General features: G+C 42.4%; 17 protein-coding genes and 2 pseudogenes. 15 read left to right on the top strand and 4 right to left on the bottom strand.

Translation table 11 applies throughout. The features are described 5' to 3' along the window. Positions 1-15 precede the first annotated feature (15 nt). The 8 genes from ftsB (at position 16) to rpoS (ending at position 6,345) form a co-directional block, all read left to right on the top strand. Positions 16-309, top strand: a complete 294-nt coding sequence (gene ftsB / locus AAY47_RS09460; protein WP_047769219.1) for a cell division protein FtsB — start codon at positions 16-18, stop codon at positions 307-309. Positions 310-340: 31 nt separating this feature from the next. Beyond that, positions 341-1,120 carry a 2-C-methyl-D-erythritol 4-phosphate cytidylyltransferase gene (gene ispD, locus AAY47_RS09465; RefSeq protein ID WP_047769221.1) on the top strand — a complete coding sequence of 260 codons (780 nt, stop codon included), beginning with the start codon at positions 341-343 and terminating at the stop codon, positions 1,118-1,120. Beyond that, positions 1,117-1,623, top strand: a complete 507-nt coding sequence (gene ispF / locus AAY47_RS09470) for a 2-C-methyl-D-erythritol 2,4-cyclodiphosphate synthase (RefSeq protein WP_047769223.1) — start codon at positions 1,117-1,119, stop codon at positions 1,621-1,623. Before ispD ends, ispF begins: the two co-directional genes overlap by 4 nt. Beyond that, positions 1,610-2,653 carry a tRNA pseudouridine(13) synthase TruD gene (gene truD, locus AAY47_RS09475; protein WP_047769225.1) on the top strand — a complete coding sequence of 348 codons (1,044 nt, stop codon included), beginning with the start codon at positions 1,610-1,612 and terminating at the stop codon, positions 2,651-2,653. Before ispF ends, truD begins: the two co-directional genes overlap by 14 nt. Before the next feature lie 118 nt (positions 2,654-2,771). Beyond that, a complete protein-coding gene (gene surE / locus AAY47_RS09480; protein WP_047769228.1) occupies positions 2,772-3,536 on the top strand; it encodes a 5'/3'-nucleotidase SurE in 765 nt (254 codons plus the stop codon). Further along, entirely contained in the window at positions 3,530-4,156 is a 627-nt protein-coding gene (locus tag AAY47_RS09485) for a protein-L-isoaspartate(D-aspartate) O-methyltransferase (RefSeq protein ID WP_047769230.1), read from the top strand. Before surE ends, AAY47_RS09485 begins: the two co-directional genes overlap by 7 nt. Before the next feature lie 149 nt (positions 4,157-4,305). Beyond that, positions 4,306-5,295, top strand: coding sequence for a murein hydrolase activator NlpD (gene nlpD / locus AAY47_RS09490; protein ID WP_047769232.1), 990 nt, complete (start codon positions 4,306-4,308; stop codon positions 5,293-5,295). A gap of 54 nt (positions 5,296-5,349) precedes the next feature. Then, complete coding sequence (rpoS, locus tag AAY47_RS09495; protein WP_047769233.1) at positions 5,350-6,345, top strand: RNA polymerase sigma factor RpoS; 996 nt, start codon at positions 5,350-5,352, stop codon at positions 6,343-6,345. A gap of 347 nt (positions 6,346-6,692) precedes the next feature. Here the strand turns inward: rpoS and miaE are convergent, their stop codons facing one another. Together miaE and mutS are read right to left on the bottom strand one after the other, a co-directional pair. Next, the gene (gene miaE / locus AAY47_RS09500; protein WP_200897759.1) at positions 6,693-7,478 is read right to left on the bottom strand and encodes a tRNA isopentenyl-2-thiomethyl-A-37 hydroxylase MiaE; all 786 of its coding nucleotides are present in this window, start codon (positions 7,476-7,478) and stop codon (positions 6,693-6,695) included. A 17-nt stretch (positions 7,479-7,495) separates the two neighbouring features. Then, complete coding sequence (gene mutS, locus AAY47_RS09505; RefSeq protein ID WP_047769277.1) at positions 7,496-10,057, bottom strand: DNA mismatch repair protein MutS; 2,562 nt, start codon at positions 10,055-10,057, stop codon at positions 7,496-7,498. A gap of 434 nt (positions 10,058-10,491) precedes the next feature. Here mutS and AAY47_RS22675 point away from each other — a divergent pair. The 5 genes and pseudogenes from AAY47_RS22675 to yjiA form a co-directional block, all read left to right on the top strand. Further along, positions 10,492-10,653, top strand: a pseudogene (locus tag AAY47_RS22675) (type I methionyl aminopeptidase); the annotation flags it as partial. 293 nt (positions 10,654-10,946) lie between these two features. Then, positions 10,947-12,338: a phosphoethanolamine transferase gene (locus AAY47_RS09510; protein WP_160300195.1), complete on the top strand. Its 1,392-nt coding sequence runs from the start codon at positions 10,947-10,949 to the stop codon at positions 12,336-12,338. Positions 12,339-12,641: 303 nt separating this feature from the next. Then, the gene (locus AAY47_RS09515) at positions 12,642-14,795 is read left to right on the top strand and encodes a carbon starvation CstA family protein (RefSeq protein WP_047769236.1); all 2,154 of its coding nucleotides are present in this window, start codon (positions 12,642-12,644) and stop codon (positions 14,793-14,795) included. Between the two features lie 117 nt (positions 14,796-14,912). Next, complete coding sequence (locus AAY47_RS09520; RefSeq protein WP_047769237.1) at positions 14,913-15,116, top strand: YbdD/YjiX family protein; 204 nt, start codon at positions 14,913-14,915, stop codon at positions 15,114-15,116. A 20-nt stretch (positions 15,117-15,136) separates the two neighbouring features. After that, positions 15,137-16,099, top strand: coding sequence for a GTPase (yjiA, locus tag AAY47_RS09525; protein WP_047769279.1), 963 nt, complete (start codon positions 15,137-15,139; stop codon positions 16,097-16,099). 349 nt (positions 16,100-16,448) lie between these two features. On the opposite strand, the pseudogene AAY47_RS09530 reads toward yjiA, so the two are convergent. Both AAY47_RS09530 and AAY47_RS09535 read right to left on the bottom strand, forming a co-directional pair. Next, positions 16,449-17,015: pseudogene (locus AAY47_RS09530) on the bottom strand (tyrosine-type DNA invertase); the annotation flags it as partial. Positions 17,016-17,975: 960 nt separating this feature from the next. Beyond that, on the bottom strand, positions 17,976-19,301 hold the full coding sequence (locus AAY47_RS09535) for an amino acid permease (RefSeq protein ID WP_047769282.1): 1,326 nt from the start codon (positions 19,299-19,301) through the stop codon (positions 17,976-17,978). A gap of 37 nt (positions 19,302-19,338) precedes the next feature. Here AAY47_RS09535 and AAY47_RS22680 point away from each other — a divergent pair, with 37 nt between their 5' ends. Together AAY47_RS22680 and AAY47_RS09545 are read left to right on the top strand one after the other, a co-directional pair. Next, positions 19,339-19,623 carry a hypothetical protein gene (locus AAY47_RS22680; RefSeq protein WP_235428330.1) on the top strand — a complete coding sequence of 95 codons (285 nt, stop codon included), beginning with the start codon at positions 19,339-19,341 and terminating at the stop codon, positions 19,621-19,623. Positions 19,624-20,190: 567 nt separating this feature from the next. After that, the gene (locus tag AAY47_RS09545) at positions 20,191-20,862 is read left to right on the top strand and encodes a CsgG/HfaB family protein (RefSeq protein WP_047769240.1); all 672 of its coding nucleotides are present in this window, start codon (positions 20,191-20,193) and stop codon (positions 20,860-20,862) included. Positions 20,863-20,914 lie beyond the last annotated feature (52 nt).

The following is a 20,914-nucleotide window of genomic DNA, read 5'->3' on the forward strand; positions in this document are numbered from 1 at the left end:
TTTTCAGGGGGGGAGATGGGCAAACTAACGCTATTATTACTGGTTCTGCTGGGTTGGTTACAGTATTCGCTGTGGTTCGGCAAAAATGGCATTCACGATTATGTGCGGGTGAAGGCTGAAGTTGATAAACAAGAGGTTGATAACCTTAAACTGAAAGCACGTAACGAACAGTTATTAGCTGAAATTCAGGATCTTAAAGGGGGACAGGAAGCGATTGAAGAACGTGCCCGTAATGAGTTGGGCATGATTAAACCAGGAGAATCTTTTTATCGTATGGTGCCTGATACCTCAAAAAATAATGCGCAGTAACTTTAAATCAAGACAGTAAATAATAATCGAAATGAATAATTCACAACTTCATCCCCCTGCTGAAATCATCGCCTTGATCCCGGCTGCGGGTATCGGTAGCCGGATGAATTCAGATTGCCCAAAACAGTATCTGAAAGTTGCCGGAAAAACGATCCTTGAACATACCCTGACAGCACTGCTTGAGCATCCTCGTATACAACGCGTTATTATCGCGCTGAATCCTGCTGATACCCAATTTGCGCAATTACCTATCGCTTCTGATCCAAGAATAATGACTGTCATTGGCGGTGAAGAACGTGCTGATTCAGTATTGGCTGGATTAGATTATCTGAGTGATTTGGCTACAGACAAGGCAATCTGGGTCTTAGTGCATGATGCAGCCCGTCCTTGTCTGCATAGAAATGATCTTGATAGCTTGTTGCGGGTGATTGATCACAACACAGAGTCTCCTGACCTATGTGGCGGGCTTCTGGCATCTCCGGTGAGGGATACGATAAAACGCACGGTATCGCTATCAGTGGCAGGATCATCCACACTTTCTCCTCCCTTGATTGCTCATACCGTTGACCGTAACGGACTTTGGCATGCGTTGACCCCCCAGTTATTCCCTTTGCAGCTATTGCGTGATTGCTTGCTCAAGGCACTTGCAGATCAAGCCTGCATCACCGATGAATCTTCGGCGCTTGAACATTGTGGTTATCGTCCGGTACTGATCAAGGGACGAGCGGATAATATAAAAGTGACCCAACCTGAAGATTTGGCACTGGCTGAATTTTACCTATCCCGAAAAGCTAAGGAATCTATCGTATGAGAATTGGACACGGTTTTGATGTGCATAAATTTGGCGGAGAAGGGCCATTGGTCATTGGCGGTGTCCGCATTCCTTATGAACAAGGGTTAATTGCCCATTCAGATGGTGATGTCGCCTTACATGCTGCTACAGATGCCCTACTGGGCGCGGCAGCTTTGGGTGATATTGGTAAATTATTTCCCGATACCGATCCTGCCTTCAAAGGCGCAGATAGCCGTGAGCTACTGAAAGAAGCCTACCGTCGCATTCGTGCGAAGGGCTATCGGCTGGGAAACCTGGATATCACGATTATCGCACAAGCGCCGAAAATGCTGCCACATATTCCCCAGATGCGGGTTAATCTGGCAGAAGATCTTGAATGTCATATGGACGATATTAACGTCAAAGCGACAACAACAGAAAAATTGGGATTTGTTGGGCGTAAAGAAGGCATTGCCTGCGAAGCGGTTGCTTTGTTGGTTAAAGAGCAAACAGATAAAAGAAATCAGCATGACATTGAGTAAATTACATTGGCTTTATGGCCAGCCGGAAGCGACCGGTATTGTTAAAGCCACACCAGAAGATTTTATTGTTCGCGAAGATTTGGGATTTTCTCCTGATGGAGAGGGCGAACACTTAATGGTATATATCCGTAAAACAGGATGTAACACCCAATTTGTCGCGGATCAGCTTGCCTGTTTTGCCAAAATACCGGCTCGCGCTGTCAGCTATGCGGGATTGAAAGATCGCAACGCAGTGACGGAACAGTGGTTCTGCTTACACTTACCGGGGAAACAAGATCCGGATTTAGCGGCATTTCAACTTGAGGGTTGTGAAATGCTGGCAACGTCCCGCCAGAAACGCAAGCTGCGGATTGGCGCATTGAAAGGCAATGATTTCATTCTGGTATTAAGAGACATTTCTGACCGACAATCGGTGGAAAAACGCTTGCAGCAGATAGCGCAAACCGGCGTTCCAAATTACTTTGGTGAACAGCGTTTCGGGCGGGATGGACAAAATTTAGTTCAGGCCCAACGCTGGGCAGCTAATGAAATCCATGTCAAAGAACGCAACCGCCGCAGTTTTTATCTTTCTGCCTGTCGCAGCGCGATGTTTAATGCTGTTGCCAGCCGACGTATTGCCCAGGATGAACACCAAAAGGTAAAAAATGGCGATGCATTACAATTGACAGGGCGTAGTAGCTGGTTTGTCGCTGATGAATCTGAATTGTCGGTATTGCAGCACCGGGTTATGGGGGGAGAATTACAAATAACGGCTCCTTTACCGGGTGATAAGGCATTAGGAACGCAGCATCAGGCTTTGGATTTCGAACAACAATGCTTATTGGATTATGAGGATTTTTGGGGATTAGCCAAACGTGAACGTGTGGAGAGCGCCCGTCGGGCAATATTGGTGAAACCACTTAACTTGCGTTGGGAATGGCAAGATGACCAAACTGTCACTCTGTATTTCTCTTTGCCATCTGGTAGCTTTGCCACCAGTGTTGTTAGAGAACTGATCAATCCGGATCTCGGCTCTCGGCTCTTCCCTTGATGTGGCGTGATTGCACAGTACTCTACAAAACTGTCAACGTCATGCTAAGATCAAACACACACAGGGTAATTTACATTATCAACCCATTTTATTTTAGTAAAATCAATGAGATATATCAATGCTGCGGATATTGCTGAGTAACGATGATGGTGTCACTGCACCGGGTATTCAAACCTTGGCGACGACATTGCGGAAACACTATCATGTTCAGGTCGTTGCACCTGACCGTAACCGTAGTGGGGCGTCGAATGCCTTAACGCTGGATCGCCCTTTGCGCATCAATACACTGAACAATGGTGATATTTCTGTTCAGGAAGGTACACCGACGGATTGTGTCTATTTGGGCGTGAATAATCTGGTACTCCCTCGTCCTGACATTGTCGTTTCTGGCATCAACTGTGGCCCTAACCTTGGTGATGACGTGATTTACTCTGGTACGGTCGCGGCTGCAATGGAAGGACGCCACTTAGGCTTACCCGCATTGGCGGTATCACTCAATGGTGACCAACATTACGAAACGGCGGCAGAAGTGACCATGCGTTTATTAGCGTTGCTGCAAAAATCCCCATTGAGAGCAGGTAATATTCTGAATGTTAACGTACCTGATATTCCCCTTGAACAGATCAAAGGGTTTCGGGTGACGCGATGCGGTCGCCGTAGTGCTGCTGAGCAAGTCTATGCGATGGAAGATCCCAAAGGCAATATGCTCTATTGGCTAGGCCCTCCGGGAGAAAAAAGTGATTTTGGGCCTGAAACAGATTTTGCTGCGGTAGAAGAAGGATTTGTCTCCATTACCCCTTTGCAAGTGGACTTAACAGCTTATAAAGCCCAGGCGCGGATAAGTGATTGGTTGGCAAAAGTCGGGGATATTGGGGAATGTTAAACCGATCAATGAAAAATTTGCTGGCGCAGCTGCGTCAGCAAGGAATTCATCATGAGCCACTATTGGAGGTTATTGGCAAAGTCCCCCGAGAATGTTTTGTTGATGAAGCTCTCGCCCATAAGGCGTATGAAAACACCGCACTGCCTATTGGTCATGGGCAAACGATCTCTCAACCCTATATTGTTGCTCGCATGACTGAGTTGCTGAATTTAACCCCGGCCTCCAACGTATTGGAAATTGGAACAGGCTCAGGTTATCAAACAGCAATACTGGCCCACTTAGCCAAACGCGTTTTCTCCGTGGAGCGGATTAAAGGATTGCAGTGGCAGGCTAAACGCAGATTGAAGCAACTCGACCTACATAATATCTCAACCCGCCACGGTGATGGCTGGAATGGATGGCCATCAAAAGGACCCTTTGACGCTATTATTGTCACCGCCGCACCACCAGAAATTCCGCAGGCATTACTCCATCAACTTGCTGATGGAGGCGTGATGGTTTTACCTGTCGGCGAGCGTACTCAGTTACTGAAAGTCGTACATCGTTATGGGAATGATTTTCATGGCGATGTTATCGAACCTGTCCGTTTTGTACCCCTAATTCAAGGCGAACTAATATAATCAGCTAATTTATTTGGGGGGATAGTTTCAAATCAGCTGTTCTTTTTTCTGAATTTAAGCAAAATGTTTCGCTTTAAATCTTTCTTAATCCTAAATTTTCATAAATCATTATTATTTTCACTTATATTTGCCTTTATGGGGGATAAAGTATGAATCTGGAAAAACCAGTGAAAAAAATAAAGTGGATAATCGCCAGTACTGTGATGGGCGTTGTGCTGATAGGTTGCAGTAATACACCAAATCGTCCAGCCCCAATCGTGAATATCGATACAAATCGTGTTTCAGATAATCATGCGATTAAAAATCGTCAGCCAGTGAATAATGCTGCCAATAGCAGTTCATCTCAAGGGCGAATTATTTATCGCCGTAACTATGAAAATATTCCCAAAGGAAGCTACAACGGGAGAACTTATACGGTTAAACATAGCGATACTTTGTTTTATATAGCCTGGATTACAGGTAGTGATTTCCGTGATCTGGCTCTCAGAAATAATATTTCAGAGCCTTATAGCTTAAATGTTGGTCAGGTGCTGAGAATAGGTAATCTAACCTCCACAAATGGTGTATTAATAGCATCAAATAGTACTAAATCAAAAATTAGTCAGGTTGATTTTCAAAAAATTAATGCGTATCCTGCAAATATTGATAAACCAAAGTCAGGAAAAATGTTGCCAAAGGCAACCGTTTCTGATGGCGATAATTCCTATCCAAAAGTATCTATCGCAACAGATACAGGGGTAAATAATGCTATTAATGGTATTGATACTATTAATAGTTGGAGGTGGCCAGCAGAAGGAAAAATTCTTGAAAACTTCTCTGATTCTCAAGGAGGAAATAAAGGCATTGATATTGCGGGGAGCCGTGGCCAACCCGTATTTGCTACAGCCCGTGGGAAAGTGGTTTATGCCGGAAATGCATTACGTGGCTATGGAAATCTAATAATAATAAAACATAACGATGACTACCTAAGTGCTTATGCGCACAACGACACAATGCTGGTTCGTGAGCAACAGGACGTTCAAGCGGGGCAAAAAATTGCCACTATAGGTAGCACCGGAACAAGTTCAGTAAGATTGCATTTTGAAATTCGCTATAAGGGAAAATCCGTAAACCCGCTGCGCTATCTTTCGCAGCGATAAACCGGGGCAGGGATCTGAAATTCCTGCCCGCATTATCATGGGTAGGAGCAGCTGATGAGCCAAAGTACGCTTAAAGTTAATGAGTTGTATGATGATGCGAATTTAGACGAAAATAGCATGGAAGCTGATGACTTTGATGAAGCGTTGCTGAAAGATGAGGATGATATAACTGGTCTTGATGAAGATTTGGATTTGTTGCAAGGAGTAAACCAACGGGTTCTTGATGCAACACAGCTTTATCTCGGAGAGATTGGTTTCTCACCTTTGCTGACAGCAGAGGAAGAGGTTCTTTTCGCCAGACGAGCACTACGAGGGGATGTTGCTGCACGCCAACGCATGATTGAAAGTAACTTGCGCTTGGTAGTAAAAATATCCCGCCGCTATAGCAATCGTGGATTAGCACTGCTAGATCTGATTGAAGAAGGTAACCTTGGGCTTATTCGTGCAGTGGAAAAATTTGATCCTGAAAAAGGTTTTCGTTTTTCTACTTATGCAACATGGTGGATCCGTCAAACCATTGAACGTGCCATTATGAATCAAACTCGCACAATTCGCTTGCCTATTCACATTGTCAAAGAATTGAACGTCTATTTACGTACTGCAAGAGAACTGGCACACAAATTGGATCATGAACCCAGTATCGAAGAAATTGCGGAAAAACTGGATAAACCTATTGAAGATGTAAGTCGTATGATGCGGCTGAACGAACGCATTACTTCTGTCGATACACCAATGAGTGGTGATTCAGATAAGGCATTATTGGATATTTTATCTGATGAAAATGATTCAGGGCCAGAAACAACCATTCAAGATGATGATATGAAACAGAGTATCGTGAAATGGTTGTTTGAGCTGAACGCAAAACAGCGCGAAGTTTTGGCCCGTCGTTTCGGTTTGCTTGGATACGAAGCAGAAACATTGGAAGATGTTGGGAGAGAAATTGGTTTAACAAGAGAGAGAGTTCGTCAGATTCAAGTTGAGGGATTGCGCCGTCTTAGAGACATATTGCATACCCAAGGTTTGAATATAGAATCATTATTCCGTACTTAATTTTTTATTCCTGAGAACGTACACCTAAGAAATTTAAAATTGCAGCGTTAGTGGAAAATAGATGAGTTTCCAGAAACAAAGATAATTAGATCACTTGGTGATGGCAAGAGTAGCAGTAATTCTAAAAGTGATAATTGAAAAGATAAAGGAATAGAGAAGATAGGCAGTAATCTTAAGGTGGGCTTATTTAGCCCACCTTTTATTTACGCATTTATACTCGATAAACTTCAAGTTGCAATCCGCAAGATGACGCGAGGCCTTATATTTCCCCACTGCGCGGGGAAATATAACACGCATCTTGAAGCCGGATTGGTATATATTTTTATTACCATTTGGTGTGACATTTATCAAAGTGAGATAATCGGAACACCACTATGAAATTTAAAATCATGATCGTGAGTTTGAATAAGTTCTGCTTCAACCTGGCCGAAATAATTCACTCTTTCGGTAATATCTTCTTTGGATATTGACTGAGCAAGCATCAAATAATCTTGGTAATGCCGCGCTTCTGAACGCAGCAGAGAAATATAAAACTTACCCAAATCCTCATCCAGATGAGGAGCCAATTTTGCGAAACGTTCGCATGAGCGAGCTTCAATATAAGCACCAATAATTAATTTATCGACCAACGTATAAGGTTCATGATTGGTAACATGCTGAAACAGGGATTTAGCATAGCGGCTGGCACTGATACTGTCATAGTTTATCCCTCTGGCATCCATGATTTCTAATACTTGATAAAAATGATGCAACTCTTCCTTAATTAATAACACCATCTTATCGATGAGATCTTGACTATAACGTGATTTTGCCCGCGCGGTAATTTGCTTGGTGGCCTGATTTTTTCCTTTCAATGAATGGATATCCCCCATTTTTTTATAGACAAAATCCTCATAGGGCTGAAACCAAGCCAGCAGAGCATCCGCACTCTCAGGATCGACGGCATATTTACGAATTAAGAACATAGCACTTTGTGCTGCTTTCAATTCACACAGTAGATGATCGCGCAATAAAATGGGCAAATTCTCTGGCAGCCGCGCTTTTTCTACCCATTGGTCGGGAGTTTTGCACTGTAAAATTTGATAAATGGGCACTAACAGATTAGTATCAAACGTCATTGTTGTTCCCTGCATGGCTGTTTCATTCACGGCTAAACCATATCTTTCAGACGATAAATCCACTCTAATGCCTGACGTGGTGTCAAGGTATCTGGATTCAGGTTTTCCAATGCTTCAACTGCCGGAGGAGTTTCTTCTGTCAGCAGGGTTAACTGTGGTGTATCGACATGGCCTACTGCCGCATTATTGGAGAGTGATTCCAGCTCTTTCAATTTTTGGCGTGCACGTTTAATGACATCGCGTGGAACACCGGCCAGCGAAGCAACGGCCAATCCATAACTCTTGCTTGCTGCCCCTTCCTGTACACTGTGCATGAAAGCAATGGTATCGCCATGTTCGACAGCATCAAGATGAATATTGACGACCCCTTCCAGTTTCTCAGGCAGTGTTGTCAGTTCAAAATAGTGGGTTGCAAACAGGGTCATTGCTTTGATGCGATTAGCTAAATTTTCCGCACAGGCCCACGCCAGGGATAAACCATCATAAGTTGATGTCCCACGACCGATCTCATCCATCAAAACCAGACTATGTTCAGTCGCGTTATGCAAGATGTTGGCCGTTTCAGTCATTTCCACCATAAAGGTAGAACGTCCTGATGCCAGGTCATCGGATGCACCGACACGCGTAAAGATGCGATCTACAGGGCCAATAACTGCTTTTTCGGCAGGAACAAAGCTTCCAATATAAGCCATCAACGTGATCAACGCCGCCTGACGCATATAGGTACTTTTTCCCCCCATATTCGGCCCTGTAATAATCAGCAAACGGCGTTGTGACGAGAGCGTTAAGGGGTTAGAAATAAACGGTTCGCTTAATACTTGTTCGACAACCGGATGCCGACCGCCAGTGAGCTGAATACCTACTTTATCGGTTAGTATCGGACAGGTGTAATTTAGCGTTTCAGCACGTTCGGCAAGATTTGCCAGTACATCCAGCTCTGACAGTGCTTCGGCACAAGTTTGCAAATCGGCCAGATGAGGCAGTAACAGATCGAACAACGTTTCGTACAGGGCTTTTTCGATGGCAAGTGCTTTACCTTTGGACGTCAGCACTTTGTCTTCATATTCCTTTAATTCAGGAATGATATAGCGTTCTGCGTTTTTCAGCGTTTGACGACGAACGTAATGGATAGGGACTAAATGGCTTTGTCCACGACTGACCTGAATATAGTAACCATGTACCGAATTAAAGCCCACTTTCAGGGTATCAATGCCAAGTTTTTCACGTTCGCGGATCTCCAGTTTATCCAGATAATCACTGGCACCATCGGCCAGTGCCCGCCATTCATCCAATTCAGCATTATAGCCTGTGGCAATGACGCCACCATCACGCACCAGAACAGGAGGCGTTTCGACAATCGCATTCTCCAGCAGAATCTGCAATTCATCAAAATGTCCCACACGTTGCTGTAGTACTTGGATATAAGGGGCATCGGAGGATGTCAGGATCTGATGAATATCAGGCAATTGCTGAAAAGCATGGCGCATTCTGGCCAGATCACGGGGACGAGCAGAGCGGAGAGCAAGACGGGCAAGCACACGCTCTAAGTCACCGACCTGCCGCAAAAACGGCCGTAACTCATAACCGATTTCCTGTAATGCAGAAATCGCTTGATGGCGATTTTCCAGCATAACTTTATTGCGGGTTGGTGAATGCAGCCAGCGTTTCAGCATTCGGCTGCCCATCGGTGTCACACATTGATCGAGTACCGCCGCCAGCGTATTCTCAGTGCCACCGGACAAATTTTGTGTCAGCTCCAGATTACGGCGGGTGGCGGCATCCATAATAACCGTTTCCTGCTGGCGTTCCATCGTAATACTGCGAATATGAGGTAAAGTGGTGCGTTGAGTATCTTTGACATATTGCAGCAAACAGCCTGCTGCGCGCAGGGCGAGCATCGCTTTTTCCACCCCGAAGCCAATCAGGTCACGGGTGCCAAATTGCAAATTAAGTTGCTGTCTTGCTGTATCCAGCTCAAATTCCCACATCGGGCGTCGGCGCAAGCCATGACAACGTTCAATCAACGCCATATGCTCAAAGGTTTCAGGATAAAGCAATTCCGCGGGACGGGTGCGTTGCAATTCTGCGGCAATACTATCTTGATCGGACATTTCAGAAACGCGGAAACGGCCGGAAGTGATATCCAGCGTCGCGTAACCAAAGCCCTGATTATCATGCCAGATAGCGGCGAGCAGATTATCCTGACGTTCTTGTAGTAAAGCTTCATCAGTGACGGTGCCGGGAGTGACAATACGCACAACTTTGCGCTCAACAGGGCCTTTACTGGTTGCAGGATCACCAACTTGTTCGCAGATCGCCGCAGATTCACCGAGTTGTACCAGTTTTGCCAGATAGTTTTCGATTGCGTGATAAGGAACACCCGCCATCGGAATAGGCTGACCTGCCGATTGCCCGCGCTTGGTTAGGGAGATATCCAGCAACCTCGCCGCTTTTTTGGCATCGTCATAAAATAACTCGTAAAAATCCCCCATTCTATACAGCAGCATAATATCGGGGTGCTGCGCTTTCAGACGCAGATACTGCTGCATCATGGGGGTGTGGCTATCTATATCCTTTGCTGGAGATTCTTTCATATTGACTTGATTCAATTCTATTATTCCTGTTGACTCAGTTGGGCCATCGACGCTCAGTCAACCCATCTAAATGACAAAACCTAAATATAATCAGCTAAGGATGGAACACTAATAGACCTCATCCTGGGCGAAAACGCTATCTTATCACTGATAATCTGTGTGATTCATCTGTGGATGCGATGAGAAGATCTAAATGGTAGGTTAGCAGGATTACTCGCAGGAATGTATCAGATTTTTTCACAATTCAGCAGGATTGCGAAGCAGCTCGATTGTTGTTTGGTTTGAGTCATGCTGCCAAATAACAAATAATAAGAAAGCCGATGGCATACAGCACTTGAATTCTATCAGCGATATTGAGAATTGGTGGACTTAGAGGAGATTAGAAAAAGCCTGGATTTAAATAAATGTTGGCTTGAACTCTTCACTAATAGGATATTAAACTGCATAAAGATGGTTGGACTGTAACAACCAAAGATCGCCGGTTATCAGCTTAGTTTGAGCATACGATCTTGGTAACCCGTGATGGTTTTAACGTGTTAACGCTGCGGGATGAAGAACGCGAAATTTTTGCACGTTACCTGTCGATCACTCAATAAATGACAATTTATTATGTGATAGTGATTCCCAATACTGTGTTGTGCAGTGTTGGGTTTATAGAAATTTAACTACGGCTATGTGAAATTACAGGGTGATTATGTCTTGGCTTTATAAAAACAAGAATCTTTCTTGTTTTATTGTTCTCTTTTTTCTTATTTTTCTGATACATAAATGTTTAGGGTATCAATTAAAACTCATATATGTCTTTAGTGCCTTTGCACTCTTTTTATTTTTGGCTGCTATCAGTAGACGAATATATATCTTTTTGATTGCTTTTTTTTCCTTGATAGGAATGCTCTATACCCCGATTGGTCTCAATTACGGTTATCCAGACATCAATGCGGTGGGATCATTAATCTATACAAATAGGAATGAAACAGCGGAATATATTAGTGGCCTTTCTGTTTCAACCTATTTAACTGCGATAGCTATTTTTGTTCTGATGATATTTTCACTTAAGCTAAATGTCATCTTAACAGGCAAAAGTAAAAAGTGGCTGTTTACCCTGTTTTTTATTTCGGCTTTCTGGTCCCCGGCCAAAGGGTATATAAAATCGGGTTTTGAAGATAGCTCGGAACTTTTGAATACCAGTTTACCGGAAGTTCGTTTTTTCAGTGATGTCTATCAGAGCTACAAGCAAGTCATGTCAGAAAATCACCGATTTGCCAAGATAATTCAATATCGGGATGACTGGCAGCCCGTGGTGAAAGAAGAGAAATACGATACTTATATCATGGTGATTGGTGAGAGCGTCCGAAAAGATTTTATGAGTGTCTATGGGTTCCCGGATAAAAATACCCCTTGGTTGGATAATGCGAATGCCACCGTGTTAACCCACTATATTTCTGCGGCACCCTCGACACAGTTGTCGTTGACTAACTCTCTGGCCGTTCGTGAAGCAAATGAAATTCAACTGAACAACAGTCTTGTTTCACTGGCGAAAAAAGCGGGATTTGAAACTTACTGGCTGTCCAACCAGGGAATGAAGGGAGGGTTTGATTCTCCTGTCGCACTGATTGGGCAGCAGGCCACTCATTATACTTTTCTGAAAGAAGGCAATTCAGATGATCGCAGTTATATGCCGGATGAAAATTTATTGCCTTATATTCGCAAAGCATTAGGGAAGAATGAGCAAAAAAAGAAGCTGATTATTATTCACTTAATGGGTTCGCATCCACAACCTTGCACCAGAACGAATGATAAATACGGCACCTATTTTCATTCCAAAAATATTTCATGTTATCTTCAGAGTATTCATAATACGGACAGCCTGCTAGCTGACATTGAAAGTATTGCCAATAAAAATCAATTGCACTGGACAATGCTTTACTTTGCGGATCATGGTTTGTCGCTTGTGAATAAGAATACAGATAGCGAGAATCTGACCCATAACGATAGTAATAAGCAGAACTATCAAGTTCCCTTTATTATTACCGGTTATGACTATGGCATTAAAAATGCCGACAAGAACACAGCAAGCAAAAATATCATAGATGCTCACCGCAGCGGTTTGAATCTACTGTCTATGTTATCCACATGGTTGGGAATTGAAGAACCTCGCCTGGTATCCAAATGTGCCTGGTTTTCCAACCAAGTGTGTCCGAACCAACATACAGTGATTTCATTCAGTAACGAATATAAAGACTTTAATCACCTAAAGGATGACGCCATCAACTTCGATTGATGAATATACCTTCGTCTTGCAATTTATTGAGGAAGTGAGTTACCTCACAAAATCTGGCTCATGCTTTATATGTATGAACCACTGATTGGGGGATTTTGACCGCTTAATGTTGGTATTCAACCGCTGAGTAAGATCCTCTCCCTCTTATCAGGGAGAGTTTTATATCATAGTGCAGTGTGACGAGGAGTATATACCTTTTAATGGGTATCGCTTCCTGCCGGCTGTAGATGGTCGGTTTATGGAGAAGGAAGTAAAAATTAAATAATGACTTGCTGTTCGTCTTACTGTGGAAAAGGACGTTTTATGAAGAATAATAAATTGTTAAAACATATCCCCTGGATGATGTTGGGGATAATTGGCGCATTCTGTCTTGGAGTCGTTGCGCTACGTCGGGGAGAACACGTTAGTGCTTTGTGGATCATTGTCGCTTCCGTAGCCGTTTACTTGGTTGCTTATCGGTATTACAGCCTGTATATCGCCACGAAGGTGATGAAGCTGGATGCCACGCGAGCAACGCCTGCTGTTGTCAATAATGATGGTTTGAACTATGCTCCCACCAATAAAAATGTCCTGTTTGGTCACCATTTTGCCGCCATCGCGGGGGCCGGTCCATTAGTCGGGCCAGTATTGGCGGCACAGGTTGGTTATCTGCCAGGAACATTGTGGTTGTTAGCAGGGGTAGTGCTTGCCGGAGCGGTGCAGGACTTTATGGTGCTGTTTATCTCCTCCCGCCGTAATGGGGCATCACTGGGGGAGATAGTCAAGGAAGAGATGGGGCGTGTACCAGGCACAATAGCGCTGTTTGGTTGCTTCTTAATCATGATCATCATTCTGGCAGTACTGGCCTTAATCGTCGTGAAAGCATTGGCAGAAAGCCCGTGGGGCGTATTTACTGTTTGTTCGACAGTGCCAATTGCGCTTTTCATGGGGATCTATATGCGATATATCCGTCCGGGGCGTGTGGGTGAAGTCTCGGTGATCGGTATTTTCCTGCTAATTGCCGCCATTTGGTTTGGTGGTGTTGTTGCCGCAGATCCTTACTGGGGACCCGCGCTGACTTTTAAAGATACCACCATCACTTATGCGCTGATCGGATATGCATTTATCTCTGCATTATTGCCCGTTTGGCTTATTTTGGCACCGCGTGACTATCTGGCAACTTTCCTGAAAATTGGGGTTATTGTTGGTCTTGCAATTGGGATTGTCATCCTGAACCCTGAACTGAAAATGCCCGCCGTCACACAATATATTGATGGTACAGGGCCAGTCTGGAAAGGAACGTTGTTCCCATTCTTGTTCATTACTATTGCTTGTGGCGCGGTGTCTGGTTTCCATGCCCTGATCTCTTCGGGGACGACGCCTAAACTGTTGGCAAATGAAAAAGATGCCCGCTTCATTGGTTATGGTGCGATGTTAATGGAGTCGTTTGTGGCGATCATGGCATTGGTTGCTGCATCCATTATTGAACCGGGGCTGTATTTTGCGATGAATACCCCTCCGGCAGCTCTGGGCATTACCATGCCTGATTTGCATAATTTGGGTACTGCCGAAGCGCCAATGATCATGGCCTCTTTGCAAGAAGTCACGAGCCATGCGGCAACGACCGTCAGTTCCTGGGGCTTTGTGATTTCACCCGATCAAATTCTGCAAACGGCAAAAGACATTGGTGAGCCATCCGTTCTGAACCGCGCAGGGGGAGCGCCAACCTTGGCCGTGGGTATTGCCCATGTATTCCATCAGATCATGCCTGCGGCAGATATGGGCTTTTGGTATCACTTTGGTATTCTGTTTGAAGCGTTGTTTATCCTGACGGCGCTGGATGCAGGTACACGCTCTGGCCGTTTCATGTTGCAGGATCTTCTGGGTAACTTTGTTCCATTCCTGAAAAAAACGGACTCTTTGATTGCGGGTATTATTGGTACAGCCGGTTGTGTTGGCTTATGGGGTTATTTGCTGTATCAAGGTGTGGTTGATCCATTGGGTGGCGTCAAGAGCTTGTGGCCGCTATTTGGTATCTCTAACCAGATGTTGGCTGCCGTTGCGTTGGTATTGGGTACGGTTGTCTTGATCAAGATGAAACGCACCCGATATATCTGGGTAACGGTGATTCCTGCGGTTTGGTTGTTGATTTGTACCACATGGGCGTTGGGGCTGAAATTATTCAGTGATAACCCGCGGCTTGAAGGCTTCTTCTTTCTGGCGAAAGAATACAAGCAGCGAATTGCCGAAGGGGGTGCAGAATTAACAGCTCAGCAAATCAGTAACATGAATCATATTGTTATAAACAACTACACCAATGCGGGCTTAAGTATTTTATTCCTAATTGTGGTGTATAGCATCATTATTTATGGTATCAAAACTGCGGTCAAAGCAAGTAAGAACCCAGAGCGTACCGATAATGAAACGCCTTATGTTCCGCTTCCTGAAGGTGGGGTGAAAGTCTCTTCTACGCACTGATGTGATACGAAAACTGATACCAGCCAAGTCATTTCGTATCAGTAACAGCGATACCCCACATAATTGACTTTGTATTATGTGGGGTATTTTTATAGAACAAGCCTTGGAGAACAATTTATGTTTGGTCATCTTGGTCGGGCAGGCAAGTATTTGGGGCAGGCTGCCCGCATGTTGGTGGGCGTTCCCGACTATGACACCTATGTACAACATATGAAGGAAAACCACCCAGATAAGCCTTATATGTCTTATGAAGAATTTTTTCGCGAACGTCAGAATGCTCGCTATGGTGGCGATGGCAAAGGCGGGATGCGTTGCTGTTAGTGAAAAATCGGGAAACGAAAATGCAACCAATATCAGTCACGATCCTGAGCGGTTTTTTGGGTTCAGGCAAAACGACGCTGCTGCGTCATATCCTTAATGCCAATCATGGTTATAAAATCGCCGTCATTGAAAATGAATTTGGCGAAGTCCCTATTGATAATGAATTGATTGGTGATCGGGCAACTCAGATTAAGACATTAAGTAACGGATGCATCTGTTGTAGTCGTTCGAATGAGCTGGAAGATGCATTATTGGATCTGCTGGATAGCTTGGATAAAGGGCAGATAGACTTTGACCGCTTGATTATCGAATGTACAGGCATGGCTGATCCTGGCCCGATTACGCAGACTTTCTTTTCCCATGAAATTTTGTGTCAGCGTTTTTTGCTCGATGGCATTATTACGCTGGTGGATGCGGTTCACGCGGAACAACAGTTAGATCGTTTTTCCATTGCACAGGCGCAGATAGGATATGCAGACAGTATTCTTTTAACCAAAACAGATGTTGCTCCCGTTCATGATGCTTTAGTTGAACGTTTGCAGCGAATCAATGCCAGAGCACCCATTCACAAGATTATTCAAGGTGAAGCTGATTTAGACTTACTGTTCGATATCGAAGGTTTTATGTTGAATGACAAACTGACGGTTTCGGCACCTATTTTTCAATTTGTACCCAAACAACAAAATTCGGTTCAGTCGATTGTCATTAACTTGGCGTACCCAGTTGAACTGCCAGAAGTTTCTAACCTGATGGAAGCGCTATTACTGAGTTTCGCGGATAATCTCCTGCGATACAAAGGCATTCTTGCTATCAAAGAAGAACCCCGGCGGTTACTGTTTCAAGGGGTTCAGCGTCTGTATAGCGCAGATTGGGATAGAGAATGGCGCGATAATGAAGTACGTGAAAGTGTGCTGGTTTTTATTGGTATAGATCTGCCGGAACAGAAAATTCGTGAAAAATTTGCGGAATGGGTTGAAGCATAATTGATTGGGTAATCACTTTTTGTGGAATTTTAATTGATAATTTTTATTTCTTATTGAGCAGTGAAGTTATTTATATAAATTCGCTGCTCAAGTTTAAATGAAAATTTATATATTGACCGGTTGAGCTTAAGTTTTTTTAAAGAATAAACTCAGGTTATTTAACAGGTGGAAAACAATAAAAATAAAATAAATTTACAAATTGAGTTTGCCATACGTAAAAAAATAGTCCTTTATCTTAGATTTTCATGGCATTGTCTATTTTATCTGCCGGCAATCTCCACAAATTCATTAGTGGAGATTGTTACAATAACCGATCATGTTAGTGAAAACAGCAGAAAAAATAACACAACTATTTAGAGTGAGACTCCCAAATTCTGGAAAAACGTTTCACATTACTGGCGGTGTAAATTACAGTATGTGAAATATTACGGTGTCCGAGATAGTCTTGAATCAAGCGGGTATCACGCCCGAGATCAGCTAAAGCATAACCACAAGCGTGCCTTAACATATGCGGATGTGGAGAAACACTGACAGATGCCTGCTTTCCATAACGTTTTAATAAACCATAAACTTGTTGCCGTGAAACAGGACCCGATTTTTGAGAGAGAAATACCCACGGAGAATCGGCTTCACGCCATTTTTGACGAATATCTAGCCATTTATTTAACGCTTCAATTTCCTCTGGAATTAAAGGATGTGTGGTTGAAAGCCCACCTTTTAACCGTCTGATGTGAATGATCGCTGAATTCAAATCGAGATCAGATAGGCATAGATTACATAACTCACTTACCCTAAAGCCGTGAATGAAACACATTAACAGCATGCAATAATCCCGCTCTGCGTGACGTCCTTGTTTTGTTGCTGCCAAAATTGCGTCTATTTCGTATCGGGTTAAAAACTTACGTTGTTTCATGAAATTATCATTCCTATGAAATCAGAGAGATAAATTGTGAACAGCAAGGTATTTGAGTTAATCGAATACAACAAAACATTAATGTTTTTTAAACATGATTAGCTAAATACCTGATTAATTTAATTGGAATAACGCAAATAAAAAGTTGCTGCTTATTTTTGTCTTATTTTTAATGAAAATGCTAATTGAAATCGTATAAATACGTGTTATGTGATTCTGATACACAGAATGAGGCAATCATAAATAGAATTCCATATATAAAAACAGCTCTATTGAACTTTACAACTAATCATTTAGCTTGGTTTGTTTTTTAGTTTTTTATTCTTTTAAAAATCCTTTTAAGTGTATTGGGTTTGTATTTTTACTGCATTTAGTGGAAAAAGTAAATGATTTATCTAATTTGTTTAGATAACGCTTTATTATTGATTGAAAATTAACTCTTATCTGGTGTTTTTGAAATAATATTTTTATTTTTTGTTTATTATTGGATTTTTATTCTGAGTGACTGCGTTTTTGAGAGAAAAAAGGGGAAATATTGAGGGAGGTTAAGGGATAATGCTTGGAATAACATCAGGTTAAAGTAAGGGTTTTCGTTAACTTGATAACATTTGTTATAGTTTCTTTTGTTTATTATATTTTTATTTGGACTGCGCTTATTGGTTGTTTTTTGTTCATTTTGTGAAATTAAATTAAATAGATATTTTTCATGATTAATTAAATATATACCCATCCAACTTCAAGATGCGTGTTATATTTCCCCGCGCAACGGGGAAATATAAGGCCTCGCATCGTCTTGCGGATTGCAACTTGAAGTTTATCGAGTCATCCTTAAAAGGATTCTTTAATAAATAAATGAAGGCGATTTTGTAGGACGTTGATTAGTTAAATGTGCCTTATATCCCCTAACAGAGAAAGACGAGGATATAGGGCGCACGGGGTAAACCTTAATTATAAGCCCTCATATCAGGAGAAGGCCAGGAAAGGGGAAATACAGAGCAAGATCCCAGTAAAGATGATCAAGATGAGCGATATCCCTTTGTAATGGTGTAGTTCAGGGAGCTTGTAGACCAAATAAGCCGGGATAAGGCAGCCAACAATGCCAAATATTGGGCTACAAATAGAAGTAAAACTTAATACCGGGACATTCAGGAGGATTGCGCCCCATGCCAATAAGATGGCAAAAAACATGATGCCTTTTTGTACCCACTTTTTATTGATCTTTTCGGCCGGCATCAGGCGACTAAGAATATTCATGGCAATGCCTTGGCTGGCTTCGCAAAACCCAAGGTAAACACCAAAAAACGCAGTCATCACGGCAAAGACATTGAGCATGATACTGACGGCAATAACCCAACTGCCGGGAAAGAATTGGGCGGCAATGGCTAATGCTGAAATATTCTGTTCATAGGCTTTGAGCGCTTCGTCATGTCCCATTGCCAGCGTAAAAGAGATGGCATAGAAAAATACGGTACAAAACAGGATACCAAAGGCAATGTTCATAGCTCGCAGAGCCTTGTGACGGGCAACTTCACGGTTTTTCTCCCGATTGCGATAAGAAATCACCATTGGGCTAAGTGTTTGGATAAACAGGATGGATGTGAGCGTAAAAGGTAACGTGATGATGGCTTGTTTGATCAATAGCCTCAGGGAAGGTAATGCCCCGATATTGTAAAGATGCCACATACCGATCATGGAAAATCCTAATGCCGCGATAACAAATAACTTTGTTATGACCATTAGACTGGATATTTTGAACAGTAATCGTTCACCCCGGGAAGCGATAGCGACTAATACACAGATTAATACCAATCCATAAAGCGGATTTTTCGATATTAATTCATCAGTGATCCCAAAGGTTTGCAGGTAAGAAGCACTATCATTGGTTATCGCAGTGGAATAAACAAACATCCAGATCACCAGCATAATAAAGTAGAGGATTCCTAACAGCATGCCCCAATTTTTACCAAGATAACCACTGATAACACTAGGATAATCTTTGCATTCTGGTGACTCGGCAAGGGTATTGATGAAGAGCCGTTGAAAGAGATACATGGCAGGATAACCAATAATGGAAGAGAGCAGAAAAACCCACAATCCCATCAATCCAACCTGAACAGGCAAGAAAACAATTCCGGCCCCGATTGCCATACCAATACTCATAATGACCCAACCGGTATCGATATGGTCAAATTTTATTGCTTTTTTCCACTCTGCCTCCGTCATGTTGGCGCGTTTGGCCGATGGCGATAACTGTGACGTGACATCATTGTTGTTTGTTGCTGTTTTCATATCTTTTAGTAAGTGAATTATCGTTTGCTGATCGTCAATGATTTCGATTTCAGGGAAAAAATTTTCCCTAAACATGCCATCTGATATGGCGTTTGGAGAACAATGTCTTCATAAAGAAGAAATTGCTAAGGGATACTGCGTAAAAAGAGTTGCTGTTTTTATCGTATTGATAAACAACGCTATTTATTCGCTATACGAAGGTATTTGTGATATTGACCATTGGAACAATTATAAAGAAAAGTTGAGTATTTTCTATTACGCTTTTATCACGTCTGTATCTGTTCAAAACACCTTGTCAGGATTTAATCCTTTTAATTATTAACATTATGCTGTATTTCAGCATATTAATCTAGATTTTTTTACTAGTGAACGGAGGCGATACCTATCTTAATCCTGCTTATTGATTAAAAATGAAAGGAAAACATAATTTAATTAGTCAGCTTTCTTTTACTATATCAATCCAACTTCAAGATGCGTGTTATATTTCCCCGCGCAGCGGGGGAATATAAGGCCTCGCGTCGTCTTGCGGATTGCAACTTGCAGTTTATCGAGTATATGTTTTATCTGAAATTAACCCGATCTAATTAATTTGATGGAATAAAGCTGATTTATAGATAATGATGAAAAAACTAAAATGTAAAGGTCTTAACGCTATTTTTCTATTTTTAGTAACAGGAGTTAAAATTAAGTTACCAAGTGATTGCTCAATAAGTATTTTTAATGATTTAAAATAAATCAATAACTTGATTTTATCCGGCGAGTTCTTATTAATTAAATGGACTTTTACTGTAACTATATTTATTATTCCACTTTTATATTAGCGATACGATATGTTCTGTATAAAAAATAGAGCAGACTTATTTGAACCATCATTCAGGAAGATATAATAATGAAAAGAAAATTCACATTGGCTTCACTTTGTCTGGCCTCCCTCATGCTGGCCGGTTGTGCAACGGAATCTTCATCAACACTTCCAGTACAAAAAGTCACTTCTTATAAAACGACCTATGCCGGCATTCGCAGCCCGATTGCCGTGGGTAAATTCGAAAACCGTTCAAGCTACCAAAATGGCATTTTCTCTGACGGCATTGACCGTTTAGGAAACCAGTCAAAAACTATCCTTATAACGCATTTACAACAAACAGGACGTTTTAATGTATTGGAACGCACCAACCTGGCCGAATTGAAAATGGAAACGGACTTACAGGGTAAGGTTCAAAAATTAAAAGGAGCTAATTACATTATTACTGGTTCTGTGACTGAATTTGGCCGTAAAGAAGTGGGTGATCACCAGCTATGGGGCATTTTGGGGCGTGGCAAATCACAAATTGCTTATGCAAAAGTGATGCTGAATATTGTGAATGTAGAAACCTCTGAAGTTGTTTTCTCTTCTGCGGGGGCAGGGGAATATAAACTTTCCAGCCGTGAACTGATTGGATTCGGTAGTACTTCCCGCTATGACTCTACCTTAAATGGCAAGGTATTGGATCTGGCGATCCGTGAAGCAATTAATGATCTGGTCGCGGGTATTGATAATGGTGCATGGAAGCCAACTAACTAATTTTTAAATATAACACGCATCTTGAAGTTGGATGGGTATATATATTGATAAG

Source organism: Xenorhabdus griffiniae (assembly GCF_001028135.1).
GTDB lineage: Bacteria > Pseudomonadota > Gammaproteobacteria > Enterobacterales > Enterobacteriaceae > Xenorhabdus > Xenorhabdus bakwenae.